This window comes from Microtetraspora fusca (assembly GCF_001570365.1).
In the GTDB taxonomy this organism is placed as follows: Bacteria; Actinomycetota; Actinomycetes; order Streptosporangiales; family Streptosporangiaceae; genus Microtetraspora; species Microtetraspora fusca.
Window position 1 is genome coordinate 115,700 of sequence record NZ_BBYK01000051.1, and the last position, 18,030, is coordinate 133,729.

Annotated in this window: 7 protein-coding genes; 1 reads left to right on the plus strand and 6 read right to left on the minus strand. The window is 71.9% G+C overall.

The window, feature by feature from the left end:
- The first annotated feature begins 44 nt into the window (after positions 1-44).
- Positions 45-1,730 (plus strand): signal peptide peptidase SppA, encoded by a 1,686-nt coding sequence (gene sppA, locus AWQ68_RS21415; protein WP_066942908.1) that lies wholly within the window; start codon positions 45-47, stop codon positions 1,728-1,730.
- An 89-nt stretch (positions 1,731-1,819) separates the two neighbouring features.
- Here sppA and AWQ68_RS21420 read toward each other — a convergent pair whose 3' ends face one another.
- The 6 genes from AWQ68_RS21420 to AWQ68_RS21445 all read right to left on the minus strand — a co-directional run bounded on the left by AWQ68_RS21420 (position 1,820) and on the right by AWQ68_RS21445 (position 17,917).
- Entirely contained in the window at positions 1,820-3,064 is a 1,245-nt protein-coding gene (locus AWQ68_RS21420; protein WP_245656020.1) for an asparagine synthase-related protein, read from the minus strand.
- Between the two features lie 465 nt (positions 3,065-3,529).
- Positions 3,530-4,822 (minus strand): wax ester/triacylglycerol synthase domain-containing protein, encoded by a 1,293-nt coding sequence (locus AWQ68_RS21425; RefSeq protein ID WP_066942912.1) that lies wholly within the window; start codon positions 4,820-4,822, stop codon positions 3,530-3,532.
- A gap of 14 nt (positions 4,823-4,836) precedes the next feature.
- Positions 4,837-5,727: an SDR family NAD(P)-dependent oxidoreductase gene (locus AWQ68_RS21430; protein WP_084464255.1), complete on the minus strand. Its 891-nt coding sequence runs from the start codon at positions 5,725-5,727 to the stop codon at positions 4,837-4,839.
- Positions 5,728-5,813: 86 nt separating this feature from the next.
- Complete coding sequence (locus tag AWQ68_RS21435; RefSeq protein ID WP_169808962.1) at positions 5,814-7,883, minus strand: MMPL family transporter; 2,070 nt, start codon at positions 7,881-7,883, stop codon at positions 5,814-5,816.
- A gap of 269 nt (positions 7,884-8,152) precedes the next feature.
- On the minus strand, positions 8,153-15,607 hold the full coding sequence (locus tag AWQ68_RS45765; protein ID WP_066942917.1) for a type I polyketide synthase: 7,455 nt from the start codon (positions 15,605-15,607) through the stop codon (positions 8,153-8,155).
- 357 nt (positions 15,608-15,964) lie between these two features.
- On the minus strand, positions 15,965-17,917 hold the full coding sequence (locus AWQ68_RS21445) for a serine/threonine-protein kinase (RefSeq protein WP_218006962.1): 1,953 nt from the start codon (positions 17,915-17,917) through the stop codon (positions 15,965-15,967).
- Between the last annotated feature and the right edge of the window lie 113 nt (positions 17,918-18,030).

The window sequence follows — 18,030 nt, forward strand, 5'->3', positions numbered from 1 at the left end:
CAAGATCCCGCCGGACCTCCAGAACTGTCACTTATGGTGGCACTATGGACGCGACGAAAGCGATCATCGATACCGTCGACCGGCTGCGGCAGCGCCGCACCGCACCGCTGGTCCTCGAACTCGACCTGACGGAGGGCCTCACCGAGGGGCCGCCGGTCGACCCGCTGGGCGCGATCCTGTCCATGCGCAAGGCGCGGCTGGCCGACGTGCTCTCCGGGCTCAAGCGGGCCCGCCAGGACCCACGGGTACGCGCGGTCATCGTCAAGGTCGGCGGACACCCGCTCGGGCTGGCCATGGTCCAGGAGCTGCGGACCGCCCTCCTCCACCTCCGCGCCGCGGGGAAGCTGACCGTCGCGTTCGCCGAGACCTTCGGGGAGTTCGCCGCCGGCACCGTGCCGTACTACCTGGCCAGCGCGTGCGAGCGGGTCTACCTGCAGCCGTCCGGCGACCTCGGGCTGACGGGCATCTCGCTGGAGCAGCGGTTCGTACGGGACGCGCTGGCCAAGGCCGGCGTGGAGTACCAGCTCGGCCAGCGGTACGAGTACAAGACCGCGGCCAACATGTTCACCGAGAACCACATGACCGACGCGCACCGCGAGTCCGTGACCCGGATCGCCGAGTCGGTGACCGAGCAGATCGTGAACGGCATCGCCGACGCGCGTTCCCTCACCCCCGAACGGGTCCGTGAGCTGATCGACCAGGGACCGTTCGTCGGCGCGGAGGCGCTGGAGGCGGGTCTCGTCGACGCCCTGAAATATCGGGACGAGGTGTACTCCGAGACGGTCGGGGACGCCCACCTGCTCTACGTCTCCCGGTACGCGAGGGGCCCGCTGCCCAAGAAGCTCCCGCACCCCGGCGAGCACGTCGTCGCCCTGGTCCACGGCCTCGGCGCGATCCGCCTGGGGCGCAGCGGCCGCTCCCCGCTCGGCGGCGGGGCATCGATGGGCTCCGACACGATCTGCGCCGCACTGCGCTCGGCCCGCCGGGACGACAGGGTGAAGGCGATCGTGTTCCGGGTGGACAGCCCCGGCGGGTCGTACGTCGCCTCGGACGCGATCTGGCGCGAGGTGGTGCTGGCGCGCAAGGCGGGCAAGCCGGTCGTCGTCTCGATGGGCGACCTCGCCGCCTCCGGCGGGTACTTCGTGTCGATGGCCGCCGACGTGATCGTGGCCCAGCCCGGCACGCTCACCGGCTCCATCGGGGTGTTCGGCGGCAAGCCGGTCGTCGGGGAGCTGCTGGGCAAGATCGGCGTGGTCACGGAGATGGTGGCCGAGGGGGCCAACGCCGGCATGTTCTCCCCCACGCGCGAGTTCTCCGGGCAGCAGTGGGACCGGGTCAACGCCTGGCTCGACCGCATCTACGAGGACTTCGTGGGCAAGGTGGCGCAGGGACGCGGGCTGGATCGGGACCGGGCGCACGAGCTGGCCAGGGGCCGTGTCTGGACCGGGGCCGACGCGCTGGAGAGCCGCCTGGTGGACGAGCTCGGCGGCCTGGAGGACGCCCTCGCCCTGGCCAGGAAGAAGGCCGGGCTCGCCGTGGACGCGCCGGTCAGGACATATCCGCGGATGCACCCCCTTGAGCGGTTGCGTCCGCCGGAGTCGAGCGAGGACCGGTCGGCCGCCGCCCGGATCCGCCTGGAGGCGTGGGGGCCGATGGCCCGCGTGGCCGCCGAGCTCGGCCTCCCGGCGTACGGCCCGCTCATCCTCCCCGGCTGGTGGACCATCCGCTGACGTTGCCGGGGCCGGGGCCGGGGTCGACGTCCCCGGCCCGACGACGAAGCCCCGGTCCGCTCCCCGTCGGACCCAGGACGCCGACGGCGTCAGCCGTGGGGGATGGGCACCTCGACGAGGTCCAGGCCGTCCGGCACGGCGCCGGGGTACAGCCCGGACAGCATCGCGCCGACCGTGTAGAGGTTCCAGGCGAGGGCGGGCTGCTTGACCGTGGGCGCGGCGAACATCTCCTCGACAGCGTCCTTCTGGACGACGTCCCAGAGGACGTCGCCGCCCAGCACGCCCTCGCGCAGGACCGCGGTCAGCCGCTCGCCGGGGCTGGTCCGCCAGTTCCAGCCGGCCACGCCCTTCTTCGGCGCCGGGGCGGGTGGCCGCCGCCGGGCGAGCAGGGACTCCCACCACGAGGGAGCGCGCTCGGTCCTGAACCGCCATTCGGCGCCCTCGATCGGTATCCGTCGCAATTGTGGGGCGAACATGCCGATGAGCTCGTGGACGACCTCCTCCGAGCGCCGCCACATCGGATCGAGCGCGAGCGCGGCGGCCACCACCCGGTTGTCGAGAAAGGGCTGCACGGCGTCTCCCCTCCTCAGGGAGCCCGCGCGTGCCGCCGCATGCCACCTGCCCACCCGATAGGTGACGTACATGTGGTCGAGAGCCCGCGCCGGGTCGCCCGCGGCCCGCTCCTGCCAGGGCGCGGCGAGATCCCGGGCGTGCGCGTTGGCCTCCTTGGTGAAGAGGTGCTCGTCCTTCAGGAAGAAGGCGTCCACCCTGCGTCGCATCGCGTGGAGCGCGGGATTTCCCTGGCTGTAGAGGAACCCGCCGCGCAGGATCTCACCGCTCTGCCCGGACATGGTCAGCCTGGAGCTGTACGGCAGGTACTCGACGATGGTCTCGTAGGCGGAGGTCATGCCCTCACACGTGCGCAGCACCTCGAACGTACGGCGGAGCGGGTGCTCCACGAGCACCGCGTCCCGCTGCTCCGTGCGCTTCGGAGGGATCACCGTGTGCTCGACCCCGAGCTTCGCGGCGATCTGCCGCGCGATCATCACATCGGGATGATCGTCCAGACCGTTGGTCGTCACCCGGAACGGAACCTTGGCCGCGTGGAGCAGAGCCGCCATGAGCCGGCTGTCCCGTCCCCCGGTGAGCGCGAGATTCACCTGATCGGTGAGCGGCGCGGCCCCCGGAAATCGCTGCTCCACGGTGGCGACGGTGTCCGGCGGCACCGGGAAAAACTGGGCAACCAGGCTCTTCGCGTGTCGGACCACCTGGTCGAGGAGTCCCGGCGGAGCCGTGACCTTGCTCACCACGGCGAGGAAAACGCGCACTGCCACCTCGCAGAATCAGATCTGAACGGTCCCCGGCGATGCGGACGGCCGGCCAGGCTGCACGAACCGGTACGGCGGCGCGCGATCGGGACCTCACATCTGTACTTGTCCTTCGACCGCCGATGCGTTCACGCCGCCGCCTGACCGCGACAATCGACTCATGCGCGGTTTTCACCGACCAGCCGAGTTCGAGCCGAAGGCGGCGCGGCCCACTCCAGGCAGCGCCGATCTGTGTTTCATCTCCGCCGACCCGCTGGAGGCCGTCATCGCGGAACTGGAGGAACACGGCGTCGAGGTCGAAGAGTGCCTGTGCCGCGGACCGACGCCACGGGCCGGATCTTCAGCGTCTTCCGGACGGCCCGTCCCGGGACCGCCGGGCATCGGAAGCCCGGGCACCGAGGGACCGGAGACACGGTCGCCCGGCATGTCGCCATACGGCCCGAAGCCTCCGTGGCCGGGCCGGGCCGCCGATCAGGCCCGGGTCGCCTCCGCCAACTCGTCGAGAGCGTGTCGTAGCAGCGGCGCCAGGCGCTCCGCATGGGTGACCGAGTCGTCGACGAGGAGCGACACGGACACGGTGTGCCCCAAGGCGAGGAACGCCACCATGGCGGGGACTCCCACGGGCAGGATGGGGATGCCGAACATCCCCCTGGCACCGGGCAGTTCGGTGTCGACGGCGCTGAGCATGGTCACGATGAGGCGGTTCCGGCTCCCCCATCTGGCGACGGACCTCGAGATCCGGATCAAGGAATACGGGAGGAGGTCGAACAGCCGCTGCCGGCGGCGTGTCCGATCGACCCGATCATCATGGATCTGCGCCATGACACGGTTGAGGCGGCTCAGTGGTGAGGGATCGGAGCACGGCAACGTCACGGCGATCAGCCCCACACGGTTGCCGAGTGCCGAATGGTCCGGCTCGGCGAGGTTCACCGGGATCCACGTCGTCAGCCCGCGACGTCGTGGACGGATGAGGGACGGCTCCCAGTGGTGTGGCGCCCACGCGCGTAGCGCCCCCGAGAGCACGGCCAGGTTGATCTGGCCGAGGGTCGCCCCCGTGGCGGCCGCGATCTGTTGAACCAGCGCGCCGTCCAGGCTGGTGACGTACAGCCGCCGTCCGCGCCCGTACGGCGCGACTCGGTCGTGCCACCGCGCTCTGGGCGCGAGCAGCCGTAGGAGCTCGGGCATGGCGGCGGGCAACTGTGCGGCCATCCGGACAATGTGCGGAGGGTCCACGGAAACCGGCCGTGGCAGCGGCCTGCCGGTGAGCAGACCCTGAAAGATCGACATAATGCTGATGCCGTCGTGGAAGGCGTGGTGTGCGCGGTAGCACAGGATGTGCTCGTCGTCTCGGTGTCCGTGCAGGACCAGAACGCTCCACAGTGGATGATCAGGCGGCACGGGGCGGCGCAGGCCCTCGAGCACAGCCGTCGCCTCGTCGCATCCGGTGGGGAGGCGGTGGTAGTCGAGATGCCGGTCGAGCTGGAAGTCCCGGTCGGGCTCCCAACGCATGTCTCGTCCCCTGATGGCGGGCCGGTACGTCAAGGCGGGAGCGTGGTCGACCAGATGCCCGAGGAGCTGCCGCATGCCCGGCCTGCCCGGGGGCGGGCCGGGCATGCGGAGAGCGACGCCGATGTGCCACAGCGACTCGTCGGGAGCGGTTCGGCTCTCCATCAGCATGGCGTGATCGATGCGGCCGGCCCGGATCGAACCCGCGGTATCCGGATCGGGCCGCTCCCGGGCGCCGAAGCGGTAGAGGATGCCCATCTCGTTGCTTCTCCTCAGGTGAGTCGCCGACCGCGCCCGCGTCGACGCGGCGCCCGATCCCGGTGATCGAGGTCGTCCGCCGCGGCCACCCCCGCGCGCCACGACTTTCCATGACGATCAGCGCTTTTGCCGTGATGGCGGGCGAGCGCGGCCGTGATGGGCGGGGCGACCCGACGCTGCGCGGCGATCGCGGGACCCGGCAGGGCCGCGCCCAGTGCCGCGGCCACGCGCAGCCACACCGGGGCCACGTCGATCTCGCCGAGATCACATCGGATGGCCTTCAAGGTGGCGCGCGCGACATCGCGCGCGGACCGGGTACCGATCCAGCGGGGCAGCGGCACCTCGGCGTCGGCGACCAGGCCGACGTCCCGGACGAAGCCGGGGAACACCGCCGAGACGCCCACGCCGAAGGGACGCAGGTCCTCGCGCAGCGCCTGGGCGAATCCGCGCAGCCCGAACTTGGTGGCGTTGTAGACAGACGCCTGTCCGGAGGCGGCCTTGCCGCAGAGCGAGGAGACGAAGACCAGATGCCCGGACCCGCGTTCCGCCATCCGCTCGCCGATGAGCCTGCCCAGGACCATCGGCGCCCGGAGGTTGACGTCCAGCGCGTGGTCTATCTCGGCTATCGAATAGTCGTGCAGAAAGCCGAACGCGGCGACCGCGGCGTTGGCGATGAAGACGTCGACTTCACCGGCGCTCGCGACCAGCGGTGCGAGGGCGTCGCGGTCGCCCAGATCCGCCGGGACGGCCGTGCCGCCGATCTGCTCGGCCAGCGCCTCCAGCCGGTCGGCGCGGCGTCCGGTCACGATCACTTGGCCGCCGCACGCGGCCAGAGCCCGTGCCAGCTCTCGCCCGATGCCTCCGGTGGCCCCGGTCAACAACACTCGCGCACCACGAACGTCCATCTCGGCCTTCTCTCCGAACCCGGCGAATGATCCTCGATGTGCTCCGACAGCACCGTACCGAAAGTGACTTTCTGAATACGGAGCGTTCAAGCAACTGGCTGCGCCGACGGGTCGGGGCGGAGCGGCGGCAGCAGGCGCGCCAGCGGACGGGGCAGCCACCAGTTGCAATGGCCGAGCAGCCGCATGAGCGCGGGGACCAGGATCATCCGGATGAGGGTGGCGTCGAGAGTGACGGCCACGGCGACGGCGAACCCCGTCTGCTGGAGGTCGCTGCGGCGGGTGAGCAACAGGCTGGCGAAGGTGAGGGCCATCACGGTGGCGGCCAGGGCGACCGGACGGGCCGTGTGCCGCAGCCCGTGGAGGACCGCGGCGGTGTTGTCGCCCGTACGCCGGTAGTGCTCGGAGATGCGGTGGACGAGGAAGACCTCGTAGTCGATGGACAGGCCGAACACGACGGTGCAGATCAGCAGCGGCACCAGGAGGTTGACGTCGCCGGTCGGGCCCGTGTGCTGAAAGCACAGGGCGAGCAGGCCGAAGGTGGCGACGATGGAGAGCACGTTCATGGAGACGGCCTTCACCGCGATGAGCAGGCTGCGGAAGGTGATCAGAAGCAGGACGAAGGAGAGGGCCAGCACCAGCGCGATCGCCTGCCACAGACCGGCCAGGATCTGTTCGCTGAGGTCGGCGAGCAGCGCCGTGGGACCGGCGGCGAACGCCTGCTGACCAGGGGGCAGCAGGCGCGGAGCCGACGTGTAGATGTGCCGGAGCAGAGCCGCGGACGCCTCGCTGTCCGGCGGGTTGCGCTCAGCGAGGAGCACCACTGTCAGGTCACGCCCGTTGTCGAGGGTGGCGGCCTGGCCCACTCGGGGGTCGGCCTCCAGGGCGCCGACCAACTTGGCGGTGTCCACCGGACCGCTTCCGGTCGGATGGGGCAGGGCCAGACCGGTGACACCGGCCATCCCGTCGGCCTCCATCTGGGCCAGTCCGCGGCCGCTCTGGGTGCCCGCCAGCGATGGGCGGTCGTAGTGCAACCCGAGCCGCATGTCCAGCGCCGGAAGGGCGGCCACCGCCAGCAGCGCCGCGACGGCGAGGGCGTAGCGGACCGGACGGTCCATCAGATGGCCGGCCAGGCGCAGCCAGGCCGGCGGCGTTCCGGTACGGCGCGCACGCCGCCAGGGGAGAATCATCCACTCCAGCCACGGGTCGAGCAGCCGGAGCAGCACCGGTGTAAGGCTCAACGCGGCCGCCGCCGTGACGAGAGTGGCCGACATAACCGCCAGCGCGATGTGCCTGACCCACGGGGTGGGGACGGTGAACAGGACGGCGCCGGTGACCATGATGGCCATGGCACACCACGAGACGGTGCCGCCCGCCGTGGCCGTCGCCCGGATGGCCGCCGCGGTGGGCGAAAGGCCCTCGTCACGGCGGCACTGCCGGTAACGCAGCAGGATGAGCAGCGCGTAGTCCAGCCCGATGCCCAGGCACACGGTGAGGGAGACGGTCAGCTGCGTCGAATCGACCTGAGTGATCATGCCGATCAGGGAGAGCACCCCGGCGCTCACCAGGATCGCTGCCCCCGCCACGAGCAGTGGGACGGCGGTGGATCCCACGGCTCCCAGCCCGAGGACGAGCACCAGGGCGACCAGGGGAACGGTGACGATCTTGAGCCGCTGCAGGTCGCGGAGATCACCATGGATCAGGTCGGCGAACACCGTGCTCGACCCGACGACCATGACGCTGATCTTCCCCTCGGACGCCTCGTCGGCGGCCCGGCGGGCCGCCGCGATCTGGACCGGCAGGCGTCGCTGGCGAGCCGACTCGTCGCCCATCACGCCGATGAGCACGTACGCGTGACGGGGGTCCTGGGTCTCCCCTGTGGGCAACGGCAGCATGCCGCCGACCTCCGGCAGGTCGGCGAGGGACCGTAGTGTCGCGGCCACGGCCTTCTGGTAGGCCGGCTCGGCGGCGAGCAGCGTGGCCGAGCCGAAGGCCAGAATCATCTGCTCGTCGCCGAAGTGCGGAAACCCCCTGCTGATCAGGCGTGTGGCGGCCGCCGATCTGGAGTCCGGCACCTCCAGTGGAGGTGGGCTCAACCGTTGCGCCAGGCCCGGCAGCAACGCGGCGGATGCCACGGCCATGAGAAGCCATGCCGCCATGACCAGGCGTCCATGCCGGACCAGAGCCGCACCCAGATGGCCGGACAGGCCTTGAGACGTTGCGGCGGATCCGTCGTCCGTCGGCCGAAGCCGGCGAGCGGGGCCGAGGCGCAGGAGCATGTCGGTTCCTCTGTCGCGAGATCGAGGTCGGGCGCCGGGCGGCGCCGAGCCGCCGTACGGCGTCTCTCGGAGAGTTCCGCGAGGAACTCCGTGGGAGCTCTGCTGGGAGCCGGGAGGCCGACGGCGGGCAGGGCACGCCGCCGGCCCGGTCATGCGTGAGATCGGCCCGCGGCCCCGTCGCCGCCCCCGGTGGAGCCGGCGCGGCGCACCCGGTTCAGCAGGCTGCGGGTGATGTCGGTGACGGTGCCGCCCTGACGCATCAGTTCCAGCGCGGAGATCTCGACACCGTACTGACGCCGTATGGACGCGTGCATCTGGGCGTTCATCAGCGAGTCCATGCCGTAGTCCTCCAGCCTCCGGTCGTGGCTGATCTGGTCCGGGGACATGTGCAGGATCGCCGCGAGGAGGTGTGAGATCTGGCTGTTGACGTGCTCGACGGCCTGCTCGTCGTCCATGGCGACCAGGTCCTGCGCCAGGTTCCGGCCTCCGGCGTCGTTCGATTGCGGCCAGGCGGCCATGATCGGGGACATCCGCGGCCGGTTCAGCACCTGTGAGAGCTGTCCCAAACGGCTCCAGTCGCAGCGCGCCACTCCCGCGACCGTGGCGTCGTCGGCGAGCATCTCCTCGATGGCGGCGAACGCCTCCGCAGGACGGACGGGTTCGACCCCGATCCTGGCCAGCACCTCGCCCTGGCTACTCCGGGTGAGGACCCCGGTCTCGCCGATCGCCCCCAGACAGACCGCCAGGGCGCGCCGTCCGGCGGCGCGGCGACGGCGCGCCAACGCCTCCAGGAACAGGTTCCCGGCCACGTACGGCGCCTGCCCAAGATGGCCGAGACTCGTGGTGAGCGACGAGTACATGAGGAACAGGTCCAGGTCGCGGTCGGCGGTGACGGCGTCCAGGACCAGGGCGCCGGCGATCTTGGGCCGCAGGACGGCGCGGATCCGGTCGTCGGTGAGATCGACGAGCATGTCGTCGTCCAGGTGCATCGCCGAGTGGACGACACCCCGAAGTGGATGGCCGCCGGCGTCCAGGTCGGCCACGATGCGCCGTACCGCCCCCTCGTCGGTGACGTCCGCCGCGTAGACGCGGGCCGACACCCCGCGCTCGTCCAGTTCACGCAGGAGGCTCGCGGCCTCCGGGGCGTCGGCTCCGCGGCGGCCGACCAGGGCCAGATGGCGCGCTCCCCGCGCGGCCAGCCAGCGGGCGGTGGCCGCGCCGAAGCCGCCCAGCCCTCCGCTGATCAGATAGCTGCCCCGCTGGTCGAATTCGGGCACGCGCGGCGCCGGTTCCACCGTGACGGGCTCGTCGAGCCGGTCGAAGGTGAAAACGATCTTTCCGATGTGCCGCGAGGCCCGCATGAGTGCGAAGGCGTCCTCCACCCGGGCGGCGGGATAGATCGTGTGCGGCAGGGGTGGCAGCGCCCCGGAGGACGTGAGCCGGAGCATCTCTGCGGCCGCCTCTGCCGCCCGTTCCGGCGCCTGGCTCATGAGAGACCCCACATCGACGCCGAAGAAGGCGATGTTGTCGCCGAAGGGCCGCATCAGCAACGGCCTGTTGTGGTAGATGTCCCGCTTGCCGATCTCGACGAACCGGCCGCCCGGAGCCACGGTCTCCATGCTTCGCTGGAGCGCCTCCCCCGCGAGTGAGTTGAGCACGACGTCGACGCCGCGCCCACCGGTCAACTCCCTCACCTCCTCGGCGAAGTCGAGGCCGCGGGAGTCCAGGACGTGGTCGACGCCCAGCGCGCGCAGGAAATCGCGTTTGGCCGGGGAGCCCGCCGTGGCGATGACCCGGACGCCCAGTCGGCGCGCGTAGGCGATCGCGGCGAGGCCGACGCCTCCGGCGCCGCCGTGCACGAGCAGGGTCTCGCCGCCCCGGAGGCGCGCGCAGTGCCCCAGCCCGTGCACCACGGTGATGTACGCCAGGGACACCGTGGCCGCCTCCGTGAAGCTCACGTGGTCGGGAATGCGCCCCACGCACGACGCGGGAACCGTCGCGTGGGTGGCAATGCCGGCCGGCCCCATCGCCAGCACCCTGTCCCCCACCGCCAGATCGCGGACGCCGGGGCCGACGGCGGCGACGACGCCCGCAACCTCCAGCCCCAGAGGGTGCCCGTCGTAGGCGCTGTCGAAGGCTTCTCCGGGCAGCATGTTCACGGCGCGCACGATGTCCCGGTAGTTCAGCCCCACCGCGCGCGTCTCGATGAGCACCTCGCCCGGCCCCGGTGGGACCGGCTCCATCTCCTGCCAGACCAGCTTGTACGCCATGCCGGGGTCGCGTACGACCAGCCGGCAGGCGCCCTCCCGAACCGGCCGTACGAGCGAGACCCGGTTTTCGACCTCCCGGGTCCTGGCGACGAAGCGGCCCCCGGGCGTGAGCACGACCTCGTCCTCATCACTTGCACGGGCCAACTCGGCGAGCAGGCGTCCGGCGTCCTCGCCGAGGTCACCGGTGCGGTGCAGGCAGATCCGCCGGACGGTCAGCTCGGGAAGCTCGTTGCCGAGCGTGCGGGCCGCTCCCCAGACCGCCGCGTCCTGCGGATACGTCCGGCCGTCGGCCGCCTCAGGCTCCGGCAGCGCGCCACAGGGCCGGGTGACCAGCCACAGGCCCGCGAACGCGCCGGCCGGGAGCCGCCGGCACAGGCCGGCCATCGCGCGCATGGTCGCGATCCGGCGCCCGACGACCTCCACGGCGGCCTCCGACGCCGGCTCGGCGTCGCCGCCGAGCACGAATATGAAGGCCACTGATGCGGCGTCCGGCGGGACCTGGGCCGTCAAGCCGTCCGGGTCGGCTGTCACCGCGCGGCCGCCGCGCTCGTTCACCAGTGCGGGCACCACGGCCCCGAGGTCGTCCTCTCCGACGACGACCCATACCCGGCCTGGATCGAGCGCCGCCGGCTCCTGCCGTACCGGTGCCCTGGTGGCGCTCGCCAGCAGCACGGACACGTCGCTGTGCTCGGGTGTGTCGGCGTCGCCGTCCTGGGCGATGACATGGAAACCGGACCCGGCCAGGAGGGCGGGCCAGCGAGACGGTTCCAGGACGTCCCGGAAGTTCTCCAGCATGTCGGCCAGGGCGACGACCGGCGGCCGGTGCGACTCCACGGCCAGCAGCCGCCCGCCGGGAACCAGCAAGCCGGACAGGTGACGCAGGGCCGCGGCCGGGTCGTGCGCCAGGTGCAGGGCGTGGGTGGCGATCACGAGATCGAAGACGCCCTGTGCGTATCCCTGCTCCACGGGTTCGACGTCGAGGTCGAATGGCCGGTAGTCGACGAAGTCGAACGCCGCGAAGCGGCGCCGGGCGCGTGCCAGGACCGAGTCCGTGACGTCGGTGAAGACATAGCGGGTGCGGTCGGCGGGCAGGACGGGCAGCAGCATGGCGGTGGTGCCACCGATCCCGGCTCCCACCTCCAGGATCCGCAACGACCGGTCGGCCGGCCAGTTCCGCACGATCCCCTCGGCATGGGCGCGGACGATCCGGTTGGCGAACACGCTGAGCGGCGCGATGTCGAAGACCTGCTCGTACAGCTCGGCGCCCCCGCCGGAGGACAGCACCTCGGCGGGATCACGCCGCCCGGTAAGAACCGGCCCGAGCTGCCCGGCGGCGAGCACCGCCAGCGCCTGCTCGGCGGCGAAGGGCACGCCCTCCGCGCACAGCTCCCGGCTCAGCCGCTCGGCCGCGACCCGGGACGTGTCCAGCCGGAGGCGGTCGCCGTCGAGGCGTTCCGCCAGCCCGTGGCGTTCCAGCAGGGGCAGGGCCCGCCGCGCCATCGGGATGCGCCGCGGGTCCACGCCGTGCCGTACGAGCTCGTCGAGGGCGATTCCGTCAGCCGCGGCCGGTGCCAGCTCGGCCAGGGCGCGGGCCAGGCCGTGTGCGAAGACCTCTTCGAAGCGGTCCGCGGACCGGTCGTGGCCCAGCCGCCACCAGGCCGCGCGGAGCTCGGCGATCCGCTTCCTCGTCGCCGGCTCGGCCTGCTCGTCTCCGCCCAGCGGCCACGGCGCTCCCGGGACGTCGTCGTACGGCTGGGCGCGCAACTCCGTCCGCTGGCGGGTCAGGGGCGTGACGGCGTTGGTGACGGCGCGGCTCAGCCGGCAGCCCTCCGCCTCGACGGCCACCCGGCCGTCGAGGTCCGCCACGGTGACGTCCCAGCGCACCTCGTCCTCGCCGCGCGCGCGTTCGCGGATGTACAGCAGACCTTCCGGGGACGGCGCGCGCCACACCCGTACGGAGCCGATGGCCGAGGGCAGGAAGCCGTTGCCGACGCGTAGGGTCTCCAGCAGCCACGCGACGCCGACCTGCAACGCGCTGTCCAGGACCACGGGATGCACGTGATAGCGCCCGTCCGCCTGTTCTGGACAGGAGTAACGGCCCAGCGCCTCGCCGACGCCGCTCCACAGCCCGGTCAGCACCCGGAACTCCGGGCCGTAGTTCAGGCCGCCGTGGACGGTCTGTCGGTAGAAGTCGTCCACGTCCACCGCAGTGGGTATGCGCGAGCGCAGTCCGGCGACGTCCAGCGGCGGGGGACTCCGGCGCAGGAGGGGCCTGACCCGGGCGCGGAAGTGCTCCTGCGGCGGCTGCCTGACGTTCTCCGTGCTGGACACGGTCAGCACCCCGGTTTCCGGTGCCAGCGTCGTCTCCACCTGGATGGGAGGGTCGTCGGGGTCACCCGAGATCGCGAGCGCCCGCGTCACCATCGCCCTGTCCACTTCCAGCGGGCCGCCGCCCTCCGACAGGGCCAGCCGTCCGGCGGCGAGCGCCATCTCGACGTACCCGGTGACGGGCATGACGGCGATTCCGCCGATGAGGTGATCGGCCAGCCACGGCACCAGCGGGCGTTCGACGCGGCCGTGCCAGGATGGCTGGGGCGACGGCATCCGCTCACCGAGGAGGGGGTGGTCGACCTCTCCGCTTCCGCTGGTGCGATGCCAGGTGCCGCGGTGGCCGATCCAGTGCCGCTCCCGCTGCCAGGGGTAGCGCGGCAGCGTGCACACCCGGCCGGGGCGCGGGAAGTAGCGCCGCCAGTCGAGACGCGCGCCGCAGGCGATGACGGTCGCGACGGCGGCGCGCACGGAGGTCGCAGCCGGCTCCCCGCGCCGTACGGTGGCGACGACGGCCCTACGCCGTGCCTGACCGCCGACGCCTCTGAGGTAGGAGCGCAGCACCGGGTGCGGCCCGATCTCCACCAGCACATCGAGGCCCTCGCCAAGGACATGCTCCACCGCCGTGGCGAACCGTACGGGCTCGCGGACGTTGCGCCACCAGTACTCGACGGTCAGCTCGGGACCGGACAGCGGACGGCCGGTCACGGTCGAGATCATCGGGATCCGGGCCGCCGAGGGGGCCAGCCCCTCCAGGGCTCGCGTCAGCGGCTCGCGGACCGTGTCCATCGCGCTCGTGTGGAAGGGGTAGTCGATGTCCAGGTGGCGGACGAACACGCCGTCCGCGTCGAGGTCCGCCCCGAGCTGTTTGAGCTGGTCTTCCGGGCCGGCCACGGTGACGTCCCGGTCGGTGTTCACCGCCGCGATCTCCAGATCGGGGTAGGCCGCCAGCGCTTCGCGGGCCAGCGCCTCGGACAGACCGACGGCGGCCATCCGGCCCCGGCCCCTCGTGGCCGCCTGCGCGGCGCCGCGTTCGGCGATCACCCGCGCGGCCTGCTCCAGCGTCAGCGCACCCGCGGCGTACGCGGCGGCGACCTCGCCGACGCTGTGCCCCAGCACGGCGGCCGGCCGTACCCCGGCGTTGGCCAGCATCGCGACCAGTCCGGCCTGCACGGCGAACAGCATGGGCTGGGCCACCTCGGTCGCCGTCAGCCGCCACCGCTCCGGCGGCAGCGTCATCTCCGCCAGCACCGACCAGCCCAGCCACGGCGTCAGCGCGGCGTCCACCTCCTCCACGGCGGAGCGGAACACCTCGTCCTCGGCCAGCAGGTCCGCGCCCATGCCCGCCCACTGTGAGCCGTTGCCGGAGAAGACGAACGCCACTCCGCCGTTCTCGACGCCCGCGGCCAGGGTCGGTCGCGCGGTCTTCGGCGTGCTTTCCGCGGCCTCGTCATCCGCGTTCAGCCGCCGCAGTTCACGTGCCGCCTGCCGCGGCGACGCCGCCAGGACCGCGGCCCGGTGCGCGTGGGCGCCGCGGCGACGGCTCGTGGTGTACGCGACGTCGTAGAAGTCCTCATCCCGAATCGTGTCGAGGTGATCGGCGAAGGCGTCGATCGCCTGACGGAGCGCCTGCGGCGTCCCGGCCGACACGATCACCGGCAACGGCCCGGGCGCGCCGGGCGTCTCCGCCCCCTCGAGGGCCGGGGCGGTGGTGAGCGCGACATGGACGTTACTGCCGCCGAAACCGAAGGAGTTGATCCCGACCACAGGCCGCCCGCTCGGGCGGGGCAGCGGCCGGGACGCGGTGACCACCGACAGCCCGAGTCCGTCGAAGTCGATCGCGGGGTTGAGCTCCTCCGTATGCAGGGAGGGCGGCAGCGTGCCGTGCTTGAGCACCAGCAGCGCCTTGAGCAGTCCTGCCATGCCGGAAGCCGGCTCCAGATGCCCGAGGTTCGACTTCACCGACCCGATCGGAAGCGCTTCACCGGTGCGCCTGCCCCCCAACGCGCGGCCGAGCGCGAGACACTCGGCCCGGTCACCCGCCTGGGTGCCGGTGCCGTGCGCCTCCACGTACACCAGCTCGTCCGGGTCGATGCCGGCCCCCTCGTACACCTGCCGCAGCAAAGCCTCCTGGGCGGCGGAGCTCGGCAGCGCCAGCCCGTTGGTGTGACCGTCGTTGTTGGTGCCCGCGGCGAGGATGACCCCGTGGACCCGGTCGCCGTCGGCCAGCGCGTCGGCCAGCCGCTTGAGGACCACCACGCCGCCGCCCTCGGCGCGTACGAACCCGTCGGCGTTCGCGGAGAAGGCGGCGCACCGGCCGCTCGGCGAGAGCATCGACGCCCGACTGAACCCGACGAAGCCGTACGGGGAGAGCAGCACGTTCACCCCGCCCGCCAGCGCCACCCGGCTGGTGCCGTCCAGCAGCGTACGGCAGGCCCGATCCACCGCCAGCAGCGACGACGAGCACGCGGTGTCCACCGCCATGCTGGGACCGCGCAGGTCGAAGACGTGCGACAGCCGGTTCGCGGCGATCGACAACGCCGCGCCGACCATGGTGTAGGGGCCGATGCCGCCCGGCTCGAACATCTGCTGGGTGCCATAGGTGGTGTCAGAGATCCCGACGAACACCGCCGTGTCCGTCCCGGCCAGCGTCGCCGGATCGATCCCCGCGTCGTCCAGGGCCTCGGCCGTCATCTCCAGCAGCAACCGCTGCTGCGGATCCATGGACGCCGCCTCTTTCGGGGAGATCCGGAAGTAGGCGGCGTCGAATCGGGTGACGTCGTGCAGGAAGCCTCCGGCCTGGGTGTAACTCCTGTCGTCGCGTGGTTTCTCGTCGTCGACCCAGCGCAGGACGTCGAAGCGCTCCGGCGGCACCTCGCCGACCAGATCGTCCCCTTGCTCGAGCGCTCGCCAGAGGCCGTCGAGGTCGCAGATCCCCCCGGGGAGTCGGCAACCGACGCCGACCAGCGCCACGGCGCCGTCCACCGCGCCTCGTGATGCGGTCATGAACCCCTCCCTTTACTGTATGGAAACAGTCAATCACTTAGAGCGATCAAAAGGATTGGGATCAACGAGCCCGGCGACGGCGTTTCGTCACAAGGGCGGAACCCGGAGCCGGGAAGGAGATGGGCGCCGCCAGCCCTTAGGGGATGAGGAACGACGCTCCGAAGGTGACGACGGCGCCCGGGCCAGGGCGATCATAAGACCGGCTGCTCGCATGGGGCGCGCCGAAGCTCATGGCGCTCGCTTCGCTCGGAGGCTCGGGGTGGTGTGCTTTCTGCCTCGCTGCGCTCGGCGGGCTCGGGGCACCCTTGAGGCGGCTCGTGCCCTCCTCGCTCCGAGTCGCTCGGCCGATGCGCCCGCTCAGGCGGGGGCGGTGAACGACTTGAAGACGGCCCGCATCGTCGGCTCCAAGGCGTCCCAGTCCTTCACGCGTACCTGCCAGCTGAGGTAGCAGAACGACGACCCGGTGGAGATCACCCGTACGATCTCGCGATAGCCGCCCTTGAGTTCGAGGCCATCAAGAGAGGAACTGGGGGTGAATGCGGTGAAGTCCAGTTCGGCCGCCTGACCGGCCGGCAAGGAGATCTTGCGCATCTCGATCCGCCGGTACTTGCTGCCGCTGTCGGCCTTGACGTTCTGCTCCTCCTTCCTGAGGTACGCCATGGGATCGGCGTCGCTGTCGTCAACCTGGATGGTGAGCACCGCGCGGCCCTTCGGGTCCGACCACCACTGCACGCCGTAGTCGCTGTGGTCGTTCTTCCAGGACTTCGGCACGCGGACGCTCCACCCCTTGTCGGAGGAGAACGGCTGGAGGGGCAACGGCCGCGCGGACGTCGAGGCCGACGAATTGCCGTTGCCCACCGTGCCGTCCGCCGTCGCGCTGTCAAGGAGGTTCCAGGCGACCGTCGTCACCACGGCCAGCACCACGGCGACAGCCGCGGCCAGCAGCGCCCAATGGCCCAGGCCCCACCCGGACGTCCGCGCCTGCGACACCGGCTGCGTCGGCCGCGCCATGGGGTGAGACGTGTGCTGCGGGTGCGCGCCCGCCGGCCAGGCTCCGTCACGTCCGGCGCCGGGCATCGACCCTCCCGGCGGGGTACGGCCCGGCGGGCCGCCGGGCATCGGAAGCCCGGGCACCGAGGGACCGGAAACACGATCGCCCGGCACACCGCCGTTGGGCGCGAAGCCTCCGGGCCCAGGACCGCCCGGCACGGCGAGACCGGGCATGGAGCGTCCCGAGAGGCGGTCGCCGGGCAGGACGCCGCGTGCGGCGTGACCTCCAGGCATCGCGCCGCCGGGAACGGGGAGCCCCGGCGCCGAGGGACCGGAAACACGATCGCCCGGCATGCCGCCCCGGACCGGACCTCCCGGCATCGGAAGCCCGGGCACCGAGGGACCGGAGACACGGTCGCCGGGCACACCGCCGTACGGCCCGAAGCCGCCGGGCATCGCGCCACCGGGCCCGGGGCCGGGCGTCGGACCGCCCGGCATCGGGCCGGCGACCGCGGCCAGCATCCGGTCCGCCTCCCCCGCGCCGACGCGGTACGCCGGGTCCTTGACCAGCAGCCCGGCGAGGGCGGGACGGATCTCGGGCGGCACCTGGCCGAGGTCGGCCTGCTCGTTGCTGATGAGCGCCGCGAGCACCGCCATCCCGCTGTCCCGGTGGAAGGGCGACCTGCCGGTCAACAGCGCGTACAGCGTCGCGCCGAGCGACCAGAGGTCGGAGGCGGGCCCGGCCTGCGCCCCGGTGACCCTCTCGGGGGCGATGAAGCTGGGCGACCCGGTGACCATCCCGGTCCTGGTGAGCGACGTGTCTTCCTCGAACGTGGCGATGCCGAAGTCGGTGAGGACGATCCGGCCGTCCCGCCCGACCAGGATGTTGGCGGGCTTGACGTCGCGGTGGATGACGCCGGCCGCATGGGCGCAGGTGAGCGCGGAGAGCACCTCGCGCCCGATCTCGGCGACCCGGACGGCGGGCAGGGGACCGTCCTCGGTGACGATGTCGTCCAGCGACCGCGACGGGACGAGCTCCATGACGATCCACGGGCGGCCGTCGTGCTGGACGGCGTCGTAGATGGCGATGATGCCCCGGTGGTTGAGCCGCGCGGCGGTCCGCGCCTCGCGCGTGGCGCGCTCGATCAACTCGGCGCGCTGCTCGTCGCCGACTCCGATCGGGAGGATGACCTCCTTGACCGCGATCGGCCGGTCGAGGACGGTGTCGTGCCCCTCCCAGACCGTTCCCATCCCGCCCTGGCCAAGGGGACGGATCAACCGATAACGGCCAACGATGACCGGAGGATTGGCTGTCGTCACCGTGGCACCATCCATTGAAAAGCGTGTCGTCGATCGACGCTCGATCATGCCACAGCGATCAGGACCAAAGTGGCATTCAACGCCAAACGGGCAGGTCACGCCCAGGGTGGGCC